This window comes from Nonomuraea sp. NPDC003727, from assembly GCF_053586935.1.
In genome coordinates this window covers 80,029-96,633 of the sequence record NZ_JBSFNE010000014.1, presented here as the reverse complement: position 1 = coordinate 96,633, position 16,605 = coordinate 80,029, and the positions used below count along the sequence as shown (strand labels likewise).

Sequence of the window (16,605 nt, the reverse complement as noted above, 5' to 3'; positions counted from 1 at the left end):
CTGTTTAGATCATGCGTTTCGCATTCTCCCAGCAGACCGCGCGCAGCCAGTCATCGCCCAGACCGAGTCTGTCCAGGCCGTCGAGCTGGTGGGCGTAGGCGTACGGAATGGTGGGGAAATCGCTGCCGAGCAGCACCTTCCCCGCAAGACCCAGTTCACGCAGGCGCGGCCGGAGCGCGTCGGGGAACGGCGCCGGCCGGGCGGCGAAGTCCGTGAACGCCATGGTGGTGTCGAGCGCGACGCGCTCGTGGCGTTCGGCCAGCGCGAAGAAGTCCTCGTACTCAGGCATGCCGAGATGGGCGATGACCATGCGCAGGCGCGGGTGGCGGCGCAGCACGCCGGCGACGGGCTCGACGCCGACGCAGCCGCCGGCGACGGGCACGGAGCTGGCGTGCACGACGACGGGGACGCCGGCCTCGGCCAGCAGCCCCCAGACGGGGTCCAGTTCGGGCAGGCGGGGGTCGAAGGCGCCGACCTGGAGATGGATCTTGAAGATCGCGGCGCCGTCGTCGAGCGCCTGCCGGACGTAGCCCAGGACGCCGGGCTCGGGGAAGAAGGTGGCCGACGGCAGGCACGCGGGGACCTTGCGGGCGAAGTCCAGTGTCCAGGCGTTGAGGTCGGCGGCCATGGCGGGCCGGTGCGCGTAGGCGAGGGCGGGGAAGGCCCGCACCCCCATCGCGGTCAGCAGGTCCACGCGCTCGCCGACCGGCTGCCGGTAGCGGATCTGCCAGCCGTCGCCCATGAGGGGGCCGCCGTGGTCGAAGTGATGCCAGACGCGGCGTTCCATCCGCTCGGGCAGGAAGTGGACGTGCAGGTCGATGAGACCGGGCAGGCCGAGCGCCTGCCACCAGGCCGGAACGGCAGAATCTTCTTCTATCGCCACATCGGCGACCTTACCCCTGGTCACCTCCGCCCCCCTTCGCCGGCCGGACGGCCCTGTCAGGTCGAGTGAGCATCCGATCAACAGGAAGAGGGCCGACCGGATAGGGTCTGGCTTGATGGACAAGCTATGGGCCCACCTGGTCGAGGCACAGCCGCCACCCGAGCTGTGGGTCGTGGCGCTCTCGGCCCTGGCCGCCTTCGCGATCGTCGCCTACCGCCCCTCGTGGCACCTTTCACGCGGCCTCGTCACGATCGCCCACGAGGGCGGCCACGCGCTGGTGGCGTTGCTGAGCCGCCGCCGGCTCCAGGGCATCCGCCTGCACTCCGACACCTCGGGCGTCACCCTCACCCGGGGCAGGCCGACGGGCCCCGGCATGATCTTCACCGCGCTCGCGGGCTACCTCGCCCCCTCCCTGCTGGGCCTGGCCGGCGCGTGGCTGACCGCCGAGGGCCGGGTCACGCTGCTGGTGTGGAGCGTGCTCGGCTTCCTCGTCTGCATGCTGCTGCTGATCCGCAACCTGTACGGCGCGCTGATCCTGCTGGTCACCGGCGGCGCGGTGTTCGCCCTGTCGATGTACGCGCCGGACGACATCCAGATGGTCGTGGCGCACGTCGCGGTGTGGTTCCTGCTGTTCGGCGGGGTCCGGCCGATCCTCGAGCTGCAGCACAAGCGGCGCAGAGGGCAGGCGCCCGACTCCGACGCCGACCAGCTGGCCCGGCTGACGTTCCTGCCCGGCGGCTTCTACGTGCTGTTCTTCCTGCTGGTGGGCGCCGCCTCCGTGGCGGGCGGGGCGTGGCTCATGATCCCCGTCACCGAGCTCGCCTGGTGGTGACCGAGAGGCCCCACAGCGGCTGACCGCTGCTCGCCTGGTCGAAGCCGCCGCCCGTCAGGGGCGCGGTGAGCCGCTGAGGAAGGCCCGGACGTCGGCCGCCTCCGCCGCCCACCGGGCCGCCGCCTCCGGCTGCTCGAAGGGGGCGAGCGTGACTTGCTCGCCCTTGCGCGACCAGGTGCCCTCGATGACGCCGTCGGCCAGCATGACCGGGCGCAGGATGCCACCCCCGGGGAACACCGCGCGCCGGTGCCGCTCGTCCAGGATCAGCGTGCGGTCGGCCCAGCCGAGGAGGTACTCGTCGAAGGCGGGCGCCAGCCGTACCGCAGGGGCGCCCTCCTGCCCGCCCGGCCCTGGGCGCGGGCAGGCGGGGCAGGGCGCTGAGCCTGGACGGGCGGCGGCGGGGACCGTCCGCAGGCGGGCGCCACCGCGCGGGGCGTCCTCGAGGGAGGCGGCGACCAGGCCGAAGGCGGCGCGGGCCGTCCCGAGTGGCAGGCCCGACCAGGCGGCGAGGTCGTCGGGCGTGGCGGGGGCGTGCGCGCGCAGGTAGCGCCGGGCCAGCTCGGCCAGCGCCGTGTCGCGGTCGGGCTCGAAGGCGAGGGGCGCGCCGAACCAGTCGGCCGTGTGCACGTAGGTGGGTTTGCCACGGCGGAGCGGCCCGAGGACGGCCAGGCCGTGGAAGGCGGCCAGCGCCACCAGGTGGACGACGCCCTGCCCGGTGGCCCGGCCGGCGAGCCTGTCCTCGAGCTCGGCCTTGGTGAGCGGGCCCTGCCCCGCGAGGGCGCGGTCGATCAGGGCGAGCAGGTCGTCGCCCGCCACCCCCTCCTGGGCCAGCCTGCGCAGGGTGCCGGTGTCGTTGCGGGTCAGGGCCAGCAGCCACGGCAGGTCGTCGCGGTGGACGAAGTGGAGAGTGCCGCGCGGCCCCCACACCCTGACGATCTCGCGCGCCTGCCAGGCGGCCTCGACCTCCTCGACGGTGACCGTGGCGGATCGGGCGCGGAAGGCCAGCAACGCCGAGGGGACGTCCTGCGCCTGGACGGCGAGCAGGTGGCCGACCATCTCACCGGCGCCGAGGCCGGGCGGGCGGTGCAGCAACTGGGCGGACAGGCGGGCGCTGCGCAGGTCGTCGGGCACGGGCGAGAGCTTAGAGGCGGGCACCGACAAAGCCGCGCGTCGCCGCGACATACGCCCATGTCCCCCTGGTACCGGGCCTGGCGCCATCCGGTAGCCGCCGGCGGGTGGGCGGTCACGTCAAGTGAAACGCAACCAATCCGAAAGTGTGATTTGTCACTTTATGTCCGATATACGCCCCCCTTGGGGGTCGGCGGTGCATCACCACGGCCGCCTTCACGGAAGACCCCGGCGTCCTGAGCCTCACGCGGGCAACCGGCGCCACACCTCGGAGAGATCAGATGATACAGACACAGCGGCTCACCAAACGGTTCCGCGCGACCGTGGCGGTGGACGACCTGTCCATCGCCGTCGAGCCGGGAAAGGTCACCGGCTTTCTCGGGCCCAACGGCTCGGGCAAGTCGACGACCATGCGCATGATCATGGGCCTGGCCCGCCCGACCAGCGGATCGGCCACGGTGAACGGCCGGCCGTACCGCAAGCTGCGCCACCCGCTGCGCGAGATCGGCGCGCTCCTGGACGCCGAGGCCGTCCATCCCGGCCGTTCGGCGGCAAACCACCTGCTGTGGATGGCGCAGACCAACGGCCTCCCCCGCTCCCGGGTCGACGAGGTCCTCGGCCTGGTGGGGCTGTCAAGCGTGGCCGGCAAGCGGGTCGGCGGCTTCTCCCTCGGGATGAAGCAGCGCCTGGGCATCGCCGGCGCGCTGCTCGGCAACCCCGGCGTCCTGGTGCTCGACGAGCCGATGAACGGCCTGGACCCCGAGGGGATCCTGTGGGTCCGCACGCTCATCCGGTCCTTCGCCGCGCAGGGCCGGGTCGTCTTCGTCTCCAGCCACCTCATGAACGAGATGCAGGACACGGTCGATCACGTCGTCGTCATCGGCAGGGGACGGCTCATCGCCGACGCGTCCATGAAGGACTTCGTCGCTGGCAACTCGCTGGAGGCGGTGCGCCTGCGCTCCCCGCACGCGTCGATGCTCGGCCCTGTGCTGGTGGAGGCGGGGGCGCGGGTGAGCGTGGAGCCGGACGGCTCGCTCACCGTGACCGGCCTCTCCTCGACCCGCGTCGGCGACCTCGCCCTGGCGGCAGGGGCGGCGCTGCACGAGCTCTGGACCCGGACGGAGTCGCTGGAGTCGGTGTTCATGAAGCTGACCCGGCAGAGCCTCGACTACCAGGCGAGCCCGGCCCCGGCCCGGGCGTGAGGAGCAGGACGACATGACGACACTGACACTCCCGGCGCCGGTGAAGCCCCGGTTCCGCACCATCGTCCGGGCCGAGTGGACCAAGTTCCGCTCCGTCCGGTCCTTCCGCTGGTGTCTCGCGGTCTTCGCGCTGCTCGCCGTCGGCACCAGCGTCATCGTCGCCGTGGCCGGCGCCCTCTCGCCGCACGGCCCCGAGACGGTCACCATGGGCGAGACGGTGAGCATGGTCCAGCTGGGGATGGGGTTCGCCGAACTGATGAGCCTAATGCTGGGCGTCCTCATGGCCACCAGCGAGTACCGCACGGGGACCATCCGCGTCTCGCTGATGAGCGTCCCCCGGTGGGGACGGCTCCTGCTGGCCAAGGCGCTGGTGCTCACCGCCGTGGTCGCCGTGGCTTCCCAGGTCGTGGTGTGGGCCTCGTTCGCGATCCAGTACGCCACGGGCGAGACGCTCGGCGGCCTGGAACCCGAGATGCTGCGGGCGCTGTTCGGGTTCGCCCCCTACCTGGCCGTGCTGGCCCTGTTCGGGATGGCCGTCGGCGCGATCGTGCGCCATGCCGCGGTCGGCGTGCTCGCCGGCATCGGCCTGGCCTACCTGCTGCCGGCGTTCGTCAGCCTGGCACCGATCGTCGGCGAGACGGCGGTCCAGTTCCTGCCCTTCCCCGCCGGATCGGCGATCGTCAACATGACCGCCGAGCTTCCGTGGCTGCGGTTCGGGTTGTGCTGCGCGTGGGCCGCCGCGATGTTCGCCCTCGCGATCCACCTGACGCACCGGCGGGACGCATGACGAGGGCGCCCTCGGCGACCTCGCGCCCGCGCGTCCTGCGCCTGCCCGGCGCCGGGGGCGTGCCGCTGGGCCCGCGCGTCCTGCGCCTGCTCGGTGCAGGGGGCGTGCTGCTGGGTCTGCTCGCCGCCGGTTGCGCCGCCGGCGGGCAGACCGACGCCAGACCGCCGTCCGTCCCCGCCGACGCCGGGGCGTTGCGCCCGTTCTACGAGCAGCGGATCTCCTGGAAGGCGTGCGAGGACGGCTTCGAGTGCGGCCGCATCAGGGTGCCGCTCGACTACGCCGATCCCGGCGGGGACACCATCACCGTGGCCGTCAACCGCAGGCGGGCGGCCGACCAGCACCGGCGGATCGGCTCGCTGCTGCTCAACCCGGGCGGTCCCGGCGCCTCCGGGCTGGCCTTCGCGCAGGAGTCCGGCTCGGTCCTCACCGATCGGCTGCGCGCCCGGTTCGACGTCGTCGGCTTCGACCCGCGCGGCGTCGGCGCAAGCGCGGCGATCAGCTGCCCCGCGCAGACGGCGGGCACGATGGCCACGCCGGTCGTGCGCAACCCGCGGATCGCCGCCGAGCCCACGGCGAGCGACTACGTGACGGCCTTCAAGGAGTTCGCGGCCAGGTGCCGGGCGGGTTCCGGCAGGCTCCTGGGCCACGTCTCCACCGTCGAGGTCGCCAGGGACATGGACATCCTGCGCGGCGTGCTCGGCGACACCAGGCTGCACTATCTGGGCTACTCCTACGGCACCCTGCTCGGTGCCGTCTACGCCGACCTGTTCCCGTCCAGGACCGGCCGGCTGGTCCTGGACAGTGCCGTCGACCCTCGGGCGTGGCCCTCGGGCGCGCCCCTCACCCAGGCGATGGGCCACGAGCTGGCCCTGGACTCCTTCGTCACCGACTGCGCCGGACGCGCCGACTGCCCGTTCGGCACCGAGCCGAAGGCGGCCAAGCGGAACCTGGTCGCGCTGCTCGACCGACTCGACCGCACCCCGCTGCCGGGAGCCGGCGCGGACCGGCTCGACAGGCGGACGGCCGTCGCCATCATCGGCATGGCCCTGTACAGCAAGAAGTCCTGGCCCGCGATGCGGGCCGCCTTCGCGGACGCTATGGGCGGCGACGGCACGGCTCTGCTCGACCTGGGCGGGTCCGGGGAGGCCGGCGAGAACAACCTCGTGGAGGCCTCCACGGCGAACTTCTGCCTGGACGGCCCGCCCGGCCTGGCGACGACCGCGCAGGTGGAGGCGGTGCTGCCGGCGATCAGGAAGGTGGCGCCCATCTTCGGGGAGCAGAAGGCGTGGTCCGGTCTGCAGTGCGCGTACTGGCCGGTCAAGGCGGTCGGGAAACCGCATGCGATCGCCGCCCGGGGAGCGGCGCCGATCCTGGTGGTGGGCGTGATCAAGGATCCGGCCACGCCGTACCGGTGGGCGCGGGGGCTGGCCGGTCAGCTTTCCTCGGGAGTGCTGCTCACCTACGACGGCGACGGCCACGGCGCCTACGGCAAGGACGGCAGCGCGTGCGTCAACGACGCTGTCGACGCCTACCTCGTCGACGGCCGCCCGCCCGCGGACGGCAAGCGCTGCACGTGACACGGGTTCGCGGAGGTCGCGGCGCGGCCCGTGCCGTCAGGGTCCGTGACGGCGGCGTCCGTGACGGCGGCGTCCGTGACGTCAAGGTCCGTGACGGCGGCAGAGTCCATGACTGCGGGACCTGCCGTGGCGGGACCTGTCACGGGACGGTCTGTCGCGGGACCTGCCGCGGCCGGACCTGTCGCGGCGGGGTCTGTCGCGGGAGGGTCTTCGGGCTCCTCGGGCCTGCGCGGGCCTGAGGACCCTTCCCTCTCCGCGGCGTGCCCGGCCGCCGGACCGCCTGCCGCCACGACGCGTCCGCGCGCGAAGTGTCGGCGGGAACCTCTACCTTAGAGCGCGTGCCCGAACCGCCCCTGACCCTCGACGCCGCCCTCTCGGAGGAGGCGGTGCTGTCCACCTACCGCAGGATGTTCGCGGCCCTGGCCCGCGACAGCGGTGCGGTGGTCGACGATCCCGCGATGGTCGACATCGCCGAGACGCTCTTCGCCGCGTTCGCCGAGGCGGGTGAGGAGTGGCTGACCCACGAGCAGATGCGGTTCGCCTGCCGCGCCTACCCGGCCGACCAGTTCGACAACCGGCTGCGGGTGCTCAAGGGGCTCGGCGCGATCCGCGAGGTGTTCCCCAAGCCCAACCAGCTGCGCTACCGCGCCTCCTTCACCAGCGTGGTCGGGCTGATGTTCATCAGGCGGATGATGGACGACGGCGGCCAGTCGGAGATGCACCGCCTGCTGGCCCTCGAAGACCTCAACGTCGCCGACCCGCGCACCACGATGGAGCAGGCCAGGCAGAGCGCCGCCAACCTGGCGCGGGCCTTCCGCCTGTGGGCGCTCGAGCTGATCACGCTCACCACCGGCACGATCGAGGAGCTGCGCGAGCAGGCGCCCAAGCTGTGGGGCACCGAGGAGATCGCCCGCCGCGCGCAGAACCTGCACGGCACGATCCTCACCCGCTGGCCCGAGCTCGACAAGGTGTGCACCGACCTGCGGGCGGCCATCTACGCCTACAGCGACGCCTCGCGCCGCGCCGCCGGCCGACTGGCCGACTCGGCGGGCACCACCCGCAACCTGACGCTGCTGCCGTCGGAGACCTGGCGCACCTTCGCGCAGACGGCCTCGAAGGAGCGGCTCGCGGCCGTCCTCGACGGGTTCGTCTTCGACGCCCCCGCGCCGTGGCACGATCCGGCGGCGATCGCGCGCGCGGTCGACGAGAGCCCGCGGCCCGCGCCCGCCCAGCCCACTCCCCCGCGCTCCGACCTGCCCGACCCTGGGCCCGCCGACTCCCTCGACCAGTCGCCGGGGGCGGCGGTCGAGCGCCTGGCGGCGGTGGCCGAGTCGGTGCTCGGCGGCGCCGACCGGGTGGCGCTGACCGGGCTGCTGGGCTCCGACTGGGCCGCCGCACGGCGCCTGCTGGCCGACCTGACCAGCATCGACCTGCGCCCGGAGCTGCCCTACCGGCTCACCTGGTCCGACGAGTTGACGGCCGACCCCGCCCACGAGCCCGCGTGGCTGTCGCACGGCTTCCTGGAGCGCACCTCATGACGGATTCCCTCGCCCACGCCCGTGCCAGGGCGGAGGGTCCGCTGCGGCTGGGCTCCGGAGAGGCGACACCGGCGGGCATGGTACGGCTGGCCGACCTGGCCGTCCCCGTCTGGCCCGACGGCGTGACGCCTTCGCTGCTGGAGGAGCACCAGGTCGCCCCGATTCCCGTCGAGCGGTCGGGCGAGACCAGGCGGGTGCTGGCGGCGTGCCTGAAATGCTGCTGGGTGGACCTGTCCGGCGACCCGTGGCCGGGGGCGACCGCGCCGGTCGAGCTGGTGCTCGACACGTACCGGGCGCTGATCGGGCGGACCGACGACCTGATGCGCAACTGGGCGGTGGGCGCATTGCGGCGGCTGCACGACTCGTCGTGGGTGGTGATGGCCGACGGGTTCGTCCGGCTCGGGCCGCGGTGCGCGACCTGGCCCGTGGAGTCCTACGGGCAGTTGAAGGAGCTGGTCAGGCGGCTGCCCGAGGCTGACCGGACGGCGCTGACCGTGGTACGCGACGCCGACCTGGTGGCCGCGGCGGCCTCGGTCATGACCGGCCGGAAAGACCCGGCGGAGCCCGGCATGGACGACCCGACCGCGCCGCCGGCGAGCGACCGCCCGTCCAACGTCGCCACACCACCCGAACCGTCCGACGTCACCACGTCGCTTGGAGCGTCCGACGCCACCACACAGCTCGGACCGTCCGACGCCACCACGTCGCACGGGCCTTCCGACGTCGCCACGTCGCACGGGCCCACCCCCGGGGACGGCGTGACCGGCCCGCAGGCCGCCCCCGCGCAGGTTGAGGGCATGCCGCTCGCCTCCGCCGTCGGGGGCGACGCCACCGCACCGGCGGGCCGCGCCCGCGAGAGCGGCGAAGCGCCGCCCGGCTCCCCTCACGGGGGCGCCGACACATCGCGCCGCTCCACCCGCGACGACAGCGCCGCCGCGCGACCGGGCACCGACCATGTGGACGACCGTGCGGACATCGTCGACGACCCTGCGCAGGAGTTGCTGGGTGGCCGGGTGGAGGCGGCGCGGGCCGAGTTCGACGACCTGCTCGACGCCTTCGACGAGCGGCGCAGGGCCGAACTGGTGGCCGCGTTCATGGCGGTCGAGTTCGCCGCCGAGCCCGTCCAGGAGGCACGCTTCGCCGCGCTGCGAGACCCTGCGCTCCGCCGTACCCTCGGCGAGATGCTGGCCAGGCGCGGGCGCACGCTGATCCAGCTGCGGGAGCGGTGGATCTCCGGCTACGACGCCGGCGTGGCCGCGCGGGCGGGCAGCACGCTCGGCGAGAGCGAGCGGGCCGTTCTGACGCTGGTGCTGGTGCACTCGGTGGCGATCCCGCGGGCGGAGGGTCTGCTGCCCGAGGACACCTGGCTGTCACCGCACGCCACGCCCGTCGAGGAACTGCGCCGCCACACCCAGCTGCCCATCGGCGAGCTGGAGGCGGCGCTGCGGACCCTGCGGCATGCCGGGTTGCTGTCGCAGGTCAAGGCCGGTGAGGAGGCGGGCGGTTACGTGCCGGGCCCGCAGTTCCACCGGCTCACGCAGGCGGCGCGGCGGCGCCTGCAGGAGGAGCTGATTCTCGCCGCGGGGCCGCACACGCCGCTCGCGGCGGCCGTTCGAGCACAGCGGAAGACGGGGGACGAGTAAGTGGCACTGGTGGAGAACGTCGTCGGGGACAGGGTGCTGATCGCCGTCCAGGCGGTCAACATCTCGCGGCTGTCCACCCATCCGGTGCCGACCGTGCCCGGCACGCTGATCGTCGTGGCGGGCGCCGGGCCGAAGGACTCCAACGGCGCGGGAAAGTCGTCGTTCATCGCGTCGATCACGGCGCTGCTCGGTGACGAGCAGTGGCGGTTCGCGTCCGGGGCGAAGGCGGTGTCGGAGCTGCTGTTCAACGCCGAGCTGGCCAGCGGGGCCGGAGGACGGCAGTGGGCCAGCGCCGACCACGGCTACATCGTCGGCGTCTTCGGGCCGTCCGCCCGGACGGCGCTCCCGGGCGCGGGCGCCTCCGAGACGGCCCCCCAGGGCGTGTCGGAGGCGGTGAGCGCGGGCGTCGGACAGGGCGGCGGCGCACCCGCCGTGGGCGCGCCCTCCGCGCGAATTGACGGCGCGCCCTCCGCGCGAATTGACGGCGCGCCCTCCGCGCGAATTGACGGCGCGCCCTCCGCGCGGAGTGACGGCGCGCCCGGCACAGCGGGCGCGGGCGCCGGGCGGAGCGGCGGCGCGCTTGGCGCGGGTTCCGGCAAGGGCGGCGGCGTGCCGGGTACGGACTCCGGCAAGGGCGGCGGCGCGCTGCCGGACGGCCTCCAGGCCGAGCTGGGTGGCCCGGACGACGACGGGGAGGGGCTCTTCCCCGCGCCCGACACCGCCAACGGCCCGATCACCGTCTGGCTGCGGGTCAACCAGGAGGCGCCGCACCTGGAGATCCGCTGGCGCGACGGCATCCACCTGGCCGCCGCGAGCTCGGAGGCCGAGCGGGTGGCCAGGGCGGACGAGGTGTGGTCGGCGCTGCCGAGGTCGGCGGGCCGCCGCGACGTGGTCGCCCGGGACCTCACCAAGGTCCTGTACGGCGACCGCGTGCGCTGCGTGTCGTTCCTGTCCACCTCGGTGCGCAGCAAGGTGGCCACCAACCTGCTGTCCCAACCGCTCAACGAGATCTCCCCCGAGCGGGTGTTCGAGGCGATCGCCGCGCTGACCGGCCTCGACGCCGAGCTGGAGCAGGAGCGGGAGGCCCGCCGCGACGAGCACGCCAAGCGGGTCAAGGCGGCGCAGGCCGTCGAACGGCTGGCGGAGTTCGAGACGGAGTCGAGCGCGCTGCTGGCCGCGTTCGACCGGCGCGACCAGGCCAGGGTGCGGCTCGCCGAGGCGTTGCGGTGCTGGCGGGGACGGCAGGCGCGCAGGCTGGCCGACGCCGCCGACCGGGACGAGGCGTTCGCCGCCCAGCTCGAGACCCTGGAGGTCGCCGGGGAGACGGCGACCGAGGCGATCGCGACGGTCAAGGCCGAGATCGCCACGCTGAAGGACGACACGCTCGACCGCAGGGTGGCCGAGGCGCGCAAGGAGCTGGCGGTGCTGCAGGCCAGGGCCGCCAAGCTGGAAGCCGACCGGGCGGTGGCCGAGAACTCCGCCGACGAGCTGCGCGGCATGATCCCCTCGCTGGAGGAGCGGCGGCGCCTGGCCGACGGGCGTGACGTGCCGGCGGCCGAGCGGGAGCTGGCCGAGGCGCGCGGACGGCTGAACGAGGCGCTCAAGGCGCTGGGCGTGGCCGACCGTGAGGTCGCCTCGGCGCAGGCGGCGCTCGACGACGCGGAGGGCGGGCCGGCCGCCGCGCAGCTCACCGCGCTCGCGGCGGCGGGGGTCGGCGCGACCGGCCTGCTCGACGCCCTCGACGTGGCCGAGCAGGCCCGCGACCACACGGGCCTGCGGGGCTGGCCCACCGAACACGCGGTGATCGTCGACGCCGCCCAGCTCGGCGTGGCCGCCGAGGCGCTGCGCGAACTGCCGGGCTCGGTGCTGGTCAGCTCGGCGGGCGTCAGCGTGGTCGGCGCGTTCGACGGGGTCGCCACGGGCAGGGAGGCCCGCATCAAGGCGGCCGAGCAGCGGCTCAACCGTGCCAAGGACACCCAGGAAGAGGCGGCGCAGGCCGTCAAGGCGGGCGAGGAACGGGTGGCCGAGGCGCAGCAGCGGCTCGACGGCGCCCAGGCGGGTGTGCGGCTCGGCGAGATCGAACAGCGGCTGTCCGAGCGCAGGACCCAGCTGGCCGAGCTGACCGAGACGCTCCAGGAGCTGACGCCCGCGGTGGCGGTGGCCGAGCAGCAGGCGTCCGCGCTCGACTTCCGGGCGCGTACCCGCGACATGGAGATCGAGCGGCTGGAGGGCCGCAGGGGCCGGCACGAGGCGGAGCGCGCCCAGGCTCGCGACGCGGCGGCCAAGCTCACCGCCGAGCGCGAGGGGCTACGGCTCGACGAGCTGGGCCGGGAGTGGGGCGGCGCGCTCGACGAGGCCCGCGCCTGGATCGCGGCGCTGCAGGAGGAGGAGCGTCCGCGCACCGCGGAGGAGTGGTGGCGGATCGCCGAACGCCATCTCGACCAGGCCTTCCGCGACACCTTCCCGGGCGACGACGAGGAGGAGGTGCCCGAGGAGCTGCGCTTCCTCATGAGCGAGCGCACGGGCAGGGCCAGCAGGGAGCAGGCCACGTTCGCGGCGGTGTGCGGGTCGCTGGCCTCCTACCTGCGCGGGCAGGAGGAGTACGAGAAGCACCAGCGCCGCCAGATCGAGTCGCAGGTGGTGACCCGGCAGCGAGACCTCGCGGCGGCGGACAAGGGCGCCGAGGAGGCCGCGCAGTCGACGGCGGTGCACAGGGCGGCGCTGACGGCGGCGATCAAGGCGCGGCTGGGCCGGGTGGCCGAGGAGTTCGAGAAGCTCGACACCTCCTACGGCGGTTACGGCGCGACCCTGGAGTTCCCGGTGCCGCCCGCGCCCGCCGACCCCGAACAGCGCTGGCAGTGGCGGGTCACCCCCAAGTGGCGGCGCGGCGAGGGGCAGGGCTTCGTGCCGTACAACCGCAGGGCGAACACGGCGCTGATGGACGAGAAGGCCGTCAAGCTGGTGTGCGCGGCGGCCATCGCGTCCTCGGGCGGCGGTCACCTGTGCCTGGTGCTCGACGAACTGGGCCGCAACCTGGGCAAGGAGCACCGCAGGGAGGCGGTGGCGCTGTTCCGCCGGATCGGCGAGACGTACGGGATCACGGTGATCGGCGCGCTCCAGGACGACATGGAGCCGTACGCGATCGACGCGTGCGGGCAGTACATCAAGCTGCGGCGGAGCTCCGACGCGATGCCGTACAACGAGCCGCCGGTGATCGTGGGTCACGACGAGCACGCGGAACGGGTACGTGCGCTGGCCGCCTACGTGAGCCGCCCCCGCGCCCTGGAGCCCACGACCTGACGGAGGCCACTCACCCGCGCGCCGAGCCCACCCACGTCGCCTTCATGCCGAGGGCCGGGGCCGGGCCTCGGGCGGAAAGCGGCGGGTGCCGGTTGATCCAAGGCCTGGGCTGCGGGTATGACGCCAGGCGATGACACATTCCGCTTCCGATGCCGAGGGGCATCGTGCCATGGCGCTGGCGTTGCGGGTCGGCGAGCTGTTGCTGGGCAGCGGCGAGGCGACCGAGAACGTCGCGGGCGCCATGCGCAGGATCCTCGAGAGGTACGGCATGCGCCAGGTCGAGGCGGACGTGAACCTGTCCGCGATCACCCTGTCGCACGTCCCGTCCGACGGCAGGCCGCCCGCGACGGCCGAGCGGCGGGTGCGCAGGCGTCAACCCGACTACGACCGGCTGATCGCCGTGCATCACCTCGTCGGCGAGGTGGCCTCGAGGGAGTTGTCGCTGGCCGAGACCGAGGAACGGCTGAGGGAGATCACCAGGCGGGTGCGCGTCTACCCCGAGTGGGCGGTGGTGACGTCGTCGGCGTTGATCGCGGCGTCTGCCGCGGTGCTGATCGGCGGCGGCCCGACGGTGGCGGCGGCGGCGTTCGTGGCGACGGTGCTCGGCGACAGGGCGGCCGCGGCGCTGGCGCGCAGGGGCGTGGCGGAGTTCTTCCAGACGGCGGTGGCCGCGATGTTCGGCTCGATGGTGCCGGTCCTGCTGATCTGGCAGCGCGTCCCGGTCGAGGCGGGAGCCGCGGTGGTCGGCGCCGTGGTCGCGCTGCTGCCCGGCAGGCCGCTGGTGGCCTGCGTGCAGGACGGCATCGCGGGCGAGTACGTCACGGCGACCGCGCGGCTGAGCGAGGTGGTGTTCATCGTGGCGGCGGTCATCGCCGGCATCAGCACGACGCTGACGGCGGCGGTCAGGCTGGGCGTGCCGATCACGGTGGAAAGCGTGCCGTCCGCGCCGCTGTCGCTGGCGCCTGCCCAGGTGGGCGGCGCGCTGGCGCTGAGCCTGACGTTCGCGGTGGCGTTGTTGGTGCCGCCCCGCCATCTGCTGCCGGGTGCGCTGGGCGGCGGGCTGATCTGGCTGACGTTCGTGTCGCTGGCCGCCAACGGCGTGCCCGCCCTGGGTGCGACGACGGTCGCGGCAGCGGTGGTCGGACTGCTCGGCGGCGTGTACGGGCGGCTGGTGCGGGTGCCGTCGGCGGTGGTGGTGATCCCGTCGATCGGCCCGCTGCTGCCGGGCAGCGCGCTGTACCGGGGGATGCTGGAGCTGAGCCTCGACAACGTGCTGTCGGGCCTGCTTCACCTGGTCGAGGCACTGTCGCTCGCGGTCGGCATCGGCGCGGGAGTGATTCTGGGCGCGGAGATCCTGCGCGCGTTCCGCGGGCGCGGCATCGCCCGCAGGACGCGTCCCGCCGCCCGCCGCACCCGCGGCTACTGACCGGGCGGGTGACGGTACGGCGGTGCCGCCGGCCGGGGGTTCCCCGAGGACCGGCACGCGCGGCGGGCGTGGGTCGTGCTGACCAGTGAGTACGGCGGCAAGGCCGGCTCCCGGCACGTCATGGACGGTCTGGCGGTGGAGGTGAAGGAGGAGGAGCTGACGTTCGAACTGGTCCAGCTCTGCAACGCGATGACCGGCAGGCCGCTGACCGACGACGAGCTCCGGCTGATCGCCGCTCATCCGCGCGAGCTGCCGCTCCTGTTCCCTGGCCGGCTGTGACTCACGTCCACCATGCGACCTTGTTGAGCCATGGCTTGATTCGCCCCCACCATGCGGCCTTGTCGTGCCATGGCCTGGCCGGCTTTGTCGCGCTCCCCGGACGGCCTTGTCGCGCCGTGGCAGGGCCGTTGTCGCGTCTCCCCCGTTCCCCGGTCGTCCCCAGCATCGCGCCGCCGTCCCTTGAGGGGTGTTTCTCCAGCCCGGACCGCTATTCTCCGGCGAGCCGCCGTGTGCCGGTCTCCGGCAGGGCGAGCAGGCACAGCAGGCTCAGAACGGCCATCGCGGAGACGTAGACGCCGACGTAGAACACCGGCAGCCCGCTGACCTGCATCTGGGTGGCGACCAACGGCGGGATCGCGCCGCCGAGGACACCGCCCAGGCTGTAGGCCACCGACGCGCCGCTGTACCGGTACTCGGTGCGGAACAGCTCGGGCAGGTAGGCGCCCATCGGCCCGAAGATCAACCCCATCAGCGTCAGCGCGCCCGCGAGCGCCAGCCCGACCAACGGCACGGAGGCCGTCTGCATCAGCGGGAACATCACCAGCCCCCACCCGATCGCGGCGGCGGTGCCGTAGCCGAGCGTACGGCGGCGGCCGATGCGGTCGGAGGCCGACGCGGAGACGGCCGTGCCGATCCCCATGAACACCACGCCGACCATCGTGAGGGCCAGCATCGTGGTCCGCGGGATCTTCAGTGTCGCGGTGCCGTACGCCAGGCCGTACGTGGTGGCCGTGTAGAAGAGGGTGTATGTGATCACCATCGTGCCCGCGCCGAGCAGTACCCTGCGCCACTGGTGGCGCAGCAGGCCAGCGAGCGGCACCCTGGCGAGCCTCCGCTGGTCCATCGCCGCTTGGAAGACCGGCGTCTCGGAGATCTTCACCCGGACGTAGAGGCCGACGGCCACCAGCACCAGACTCGCCACGAACGGCAGCCGCCAGCCCCATCCGAGGAACTGCTCGTCGGTCAGCACACCGCCGAGGACGAGGAAGAGCCCGTTGGCGGCGATGAAGCCGACCGGCGGTCCGAGCTGCGGGAACATCGCGTAGTGGCCGCGTTTGCCCGGCGGCGCGTGTTCGGTGGCCAGCAGCGCGGCGCCGCCCCACTCGCCGCCCAGGCCGATGCCCTGGGTGAAGCGCAGCAGCACCAGCAGCACCGGCGCGGCCACCCCGATGGCCGCGTACCCGGGCAGCAGGCCGATCGCGACCGTCGACAGTCCCATGAGCAGCAGCGACACGACCAGCATGGACGTGCGGCCGATGCGGTCGCCCCAATGCCCGAAGATCGCCGAGCCGAGCGGGCGTGCCACGAACGCCACGGCGAAGGTGGAGAAGGCCGCCAAGGTGCCGGCAAGTTCGTCCAGTTCGGGGAAGAAGGCGGTGTTGAGCACCAGGGCGGCGGCCGTGCCATAGATGTAGAAGTCGTAGAACTCGATCGCGGTGCCGACTAGGCTGGCGGCGGCGACGCGGGTCCTGGTCGGCGGCGGCGTGCCCACCCGCGGCTCGGGCCCGTTCGACAGCATGCCCGCCTGCGGCTCGGATCCGTTCGGCGGCATGCCCGCCTGCGGCTCGGATCCGTTCGACGGCATGCCCGCCTGCGGCTCGGGTCGGCCCGGTGGCGGCGTGCTCATCCGTGGCTCAGGTCGATGACGCAGAACCTGTTGCCCTCCGGGTCGGCGAGCACGACGAAGTCCGCGTCGTCCGGGTAGTGGTCCCATTGCACCCGCTCGGCGCCCAGCGCGACGAGCCGCTCGATCTCCTGCTGCTGCTCCTGCGTCGTCTCCGCGAACAGGTCCAGGTGGATGCGCGGGACCGGCTCCACCGGCGACGAACTGAGCCCCAGCGCGACGGGGACGCCCAGGCCGTTCACCGGATCGAGGATCGTCCATCGGTCCGTGACCGCTCCGGCCCTCGGGATGTAGTGCAACGCCTGTGTCCAGAACCGTACCGCCCGTGGCATCTCCGTGACGCCGAGAACCACCTGCCCGATGCTCACCATGCGCCCATCCTGTCA

The 16,605-nt window shown here is 73.6% G+C and carries 13 protein-coding genes; 9 read left to right on the top strand and 4 right to left on the bottom strand.

Features of this window, described 5'->3' with window-relative positions:
• Positions 1 to 4 precede the first annotated feature (4 nt).
• The gene (locus tag ACWDLG_RS32220; protein WP_449927309.1) at positions 5 to 907 is read right to left on the bottom strand and encodes an amidohydrolase family protein; all 903 of its coding nucleotides are present in this window, start codon (positions 905 to 907) and stop codon (positions 5 to 7) included.
• A gap of 91 nt (positions 908 to 998) precedes the next feature.
• Between ACWDLG_RS32220 and ACWDLG_RS32215 the strand changes: the two genes are divergently transcribed.
• Positions 999 to 1,715, top strand: a complete 717-nt coding sequence (locus ACWDLG_RS32215) for a M50 family metallopeptidase (RefSeq protein WP_449927306.1) — start codon at positions 999 to 1,001, stop codon at positions 1,713 to 1,715.
• A gap of 54 nt (positions 1,716 to 1,769) precedes the next feature.
• Here the strand turns inward: ACWDLG_RS32215 and ACWDLG_RS32210 are convergent, their stop codons facing one another.
• Complete coding sequence (locus tag ACWDLG_RS32210) at positions 1,770 to 2,846, bottom strand: winged helix DNA-binding domain-containing protein (RefSeq protein WP_449927303.1); 1,077 nt, start codon at positions 2,844 to 2,846, stop codon at positions 1,770 to 1,772.
• A gap of 278 nt (positions 2,847 to 3,124) precedes the next feature.
• Here ACWDLG_RS32210 and ACWDLG_RS32205 point away from each other — a divergent pair, with 278 nt between their 5' ends.
• From ACWDLG_RS32205 to ACWDLG_RS32170, 8 genes are all read left to right on the top strand, one after another.
• Positions 3,125 to 4,045 (top strand): ABC transporter ATP-binding protein, encoded by a 921-nt coding sequence (locus ACWDLG_RS32205; RefSeq protein ID WP_449927300.1) that lies wholly within the window; start codon positions 3,125 to 3,127, stop codon positions 4,043 to 4,045.
• Between the two features lie 13 nt (positions 4,046 to 4,058).
• A complete protein-coding gene (locus ACWDLG_RS32200) occupies positions 4,059 to 4,832 on the top strand; it encodes an ABC transporter permease (RefSeq protein WP_449927297.1) in 774 nt (257 codons plus the stop codon).
• Positions 4,829 to 6,409: an alpha/beta hydrolase gene (locus ACWDLG_RS32195; protein ID WP_449927294.1), complete on the top strand. Its 1,581-nt coding sequence runs from the start codon at positions 4,829 to 4,831 to the stop codon at positions 6,407 to 6,409. The genes ACWDLG_RS32200 and ACWDLG_RS32195 overlap by 4 nt, the downstream gene beginning before the upstream one ends.
• A gap of 338 nt (positions 6,410 to 6,747) precedes the next feature.
• On the top strand, positions 6,748 to 7,947 hold the full coding sequence (locus ACWDLG_RS32190) for a hypothetical protein (RefSeq protein WP_449927291.1): 1,200 nt from the start codon (positions 6,748 to 6,750) through the stop codon (positions 7,945 to 7,947).
• A complete protein-coding gene (locus ACWDLG_RS32185; RefSeq protein ID WP_449927288.1) occupies positions 7,944 to 9,590 on the top strand; it encodes a hypothetical protein in 1,647 nt (548 codons plus the stop codon). Before ACWDLG_RS32190 ends, ACWDLG_RS32185 begins: the two co-directional genes overlap by 4 nt.
• Positions 9,591 to 12,890 (top strand): chromosome partitioning protein ParA, encoded by a 3,300-nt coding sequence (locus tag ACWDLG_RS32180; protein WP_449927285.1) that lies wholly within the window; start codon positions 9,591 to 9,593, stop codon positions 12,888 to 12,890. It abuts the gene before it with no gap.
• Positions 12,891 to 13,020: 130 nt separating this feature from the next.
• On the top strand, positions 13,021 to 14,316 hold the full coding sequence (locus ACWDLG_RS32175; RefSeq protein WP_449927283.1) for a threonine/serine ThrE exporter family protein: 1,296 nt from the start codon (positions 13,021 to 13,023) through the stop codon (positions 14,314 to 14,316).
• A gap of 75 nt (positions 14,317 to 14,391) precedes the next feature.
• Positions 14,392 to 14,595 carry a hypothetical protein gene (locus ACWDLG_RS32170; protein ID WP_449927280.1) on the top strand — a complete coding sequence of 68 codons (204 nt, stop codon included), beginning with the start codon at positions 14,392 to 14,394 and terminating at the stop codon, positions 14,593 to 14,595.
• Positions 14,596 to 14,803: 208 nt separating this feature from the next.
• Here the strand turns inward: ACWDLG_RS32170 and ACWDLG_RS32165 are convergent, their stop codons facing one another.
• Together ACWDLG_RS32165 and ACWDLG_RS32160 are read right to left on the bottom strand one after the other, a co-directional pair.
• Positions 14,804 to 16,222: an MFS transporter gene (locus tag ACWDLG_RS32165; protein ID WP_449927276.1), complete on the bottom strand. Its 1,419-nt coding sequence runs from the start codon at positions 16,220 to 16,222 to the stop codon at positions 14,804 to 14,806.
• A complete protein-coding gene (locus ACWDLG_RS32160) occupies positions 16,219 to 16,590 on the bottom strand; it encodes a VOC family protein (RefSeq protein ID WP_354907372.1) in 372 nt (123 codons plus the stop codon). Before ACWDLG_RS32160 ends, ACWDLG_RS32165 begins: the two co-directional genes overlap by 4 nt.
• Positions 16,591 to 16,605: the final 15 nt, after the last annotated feature.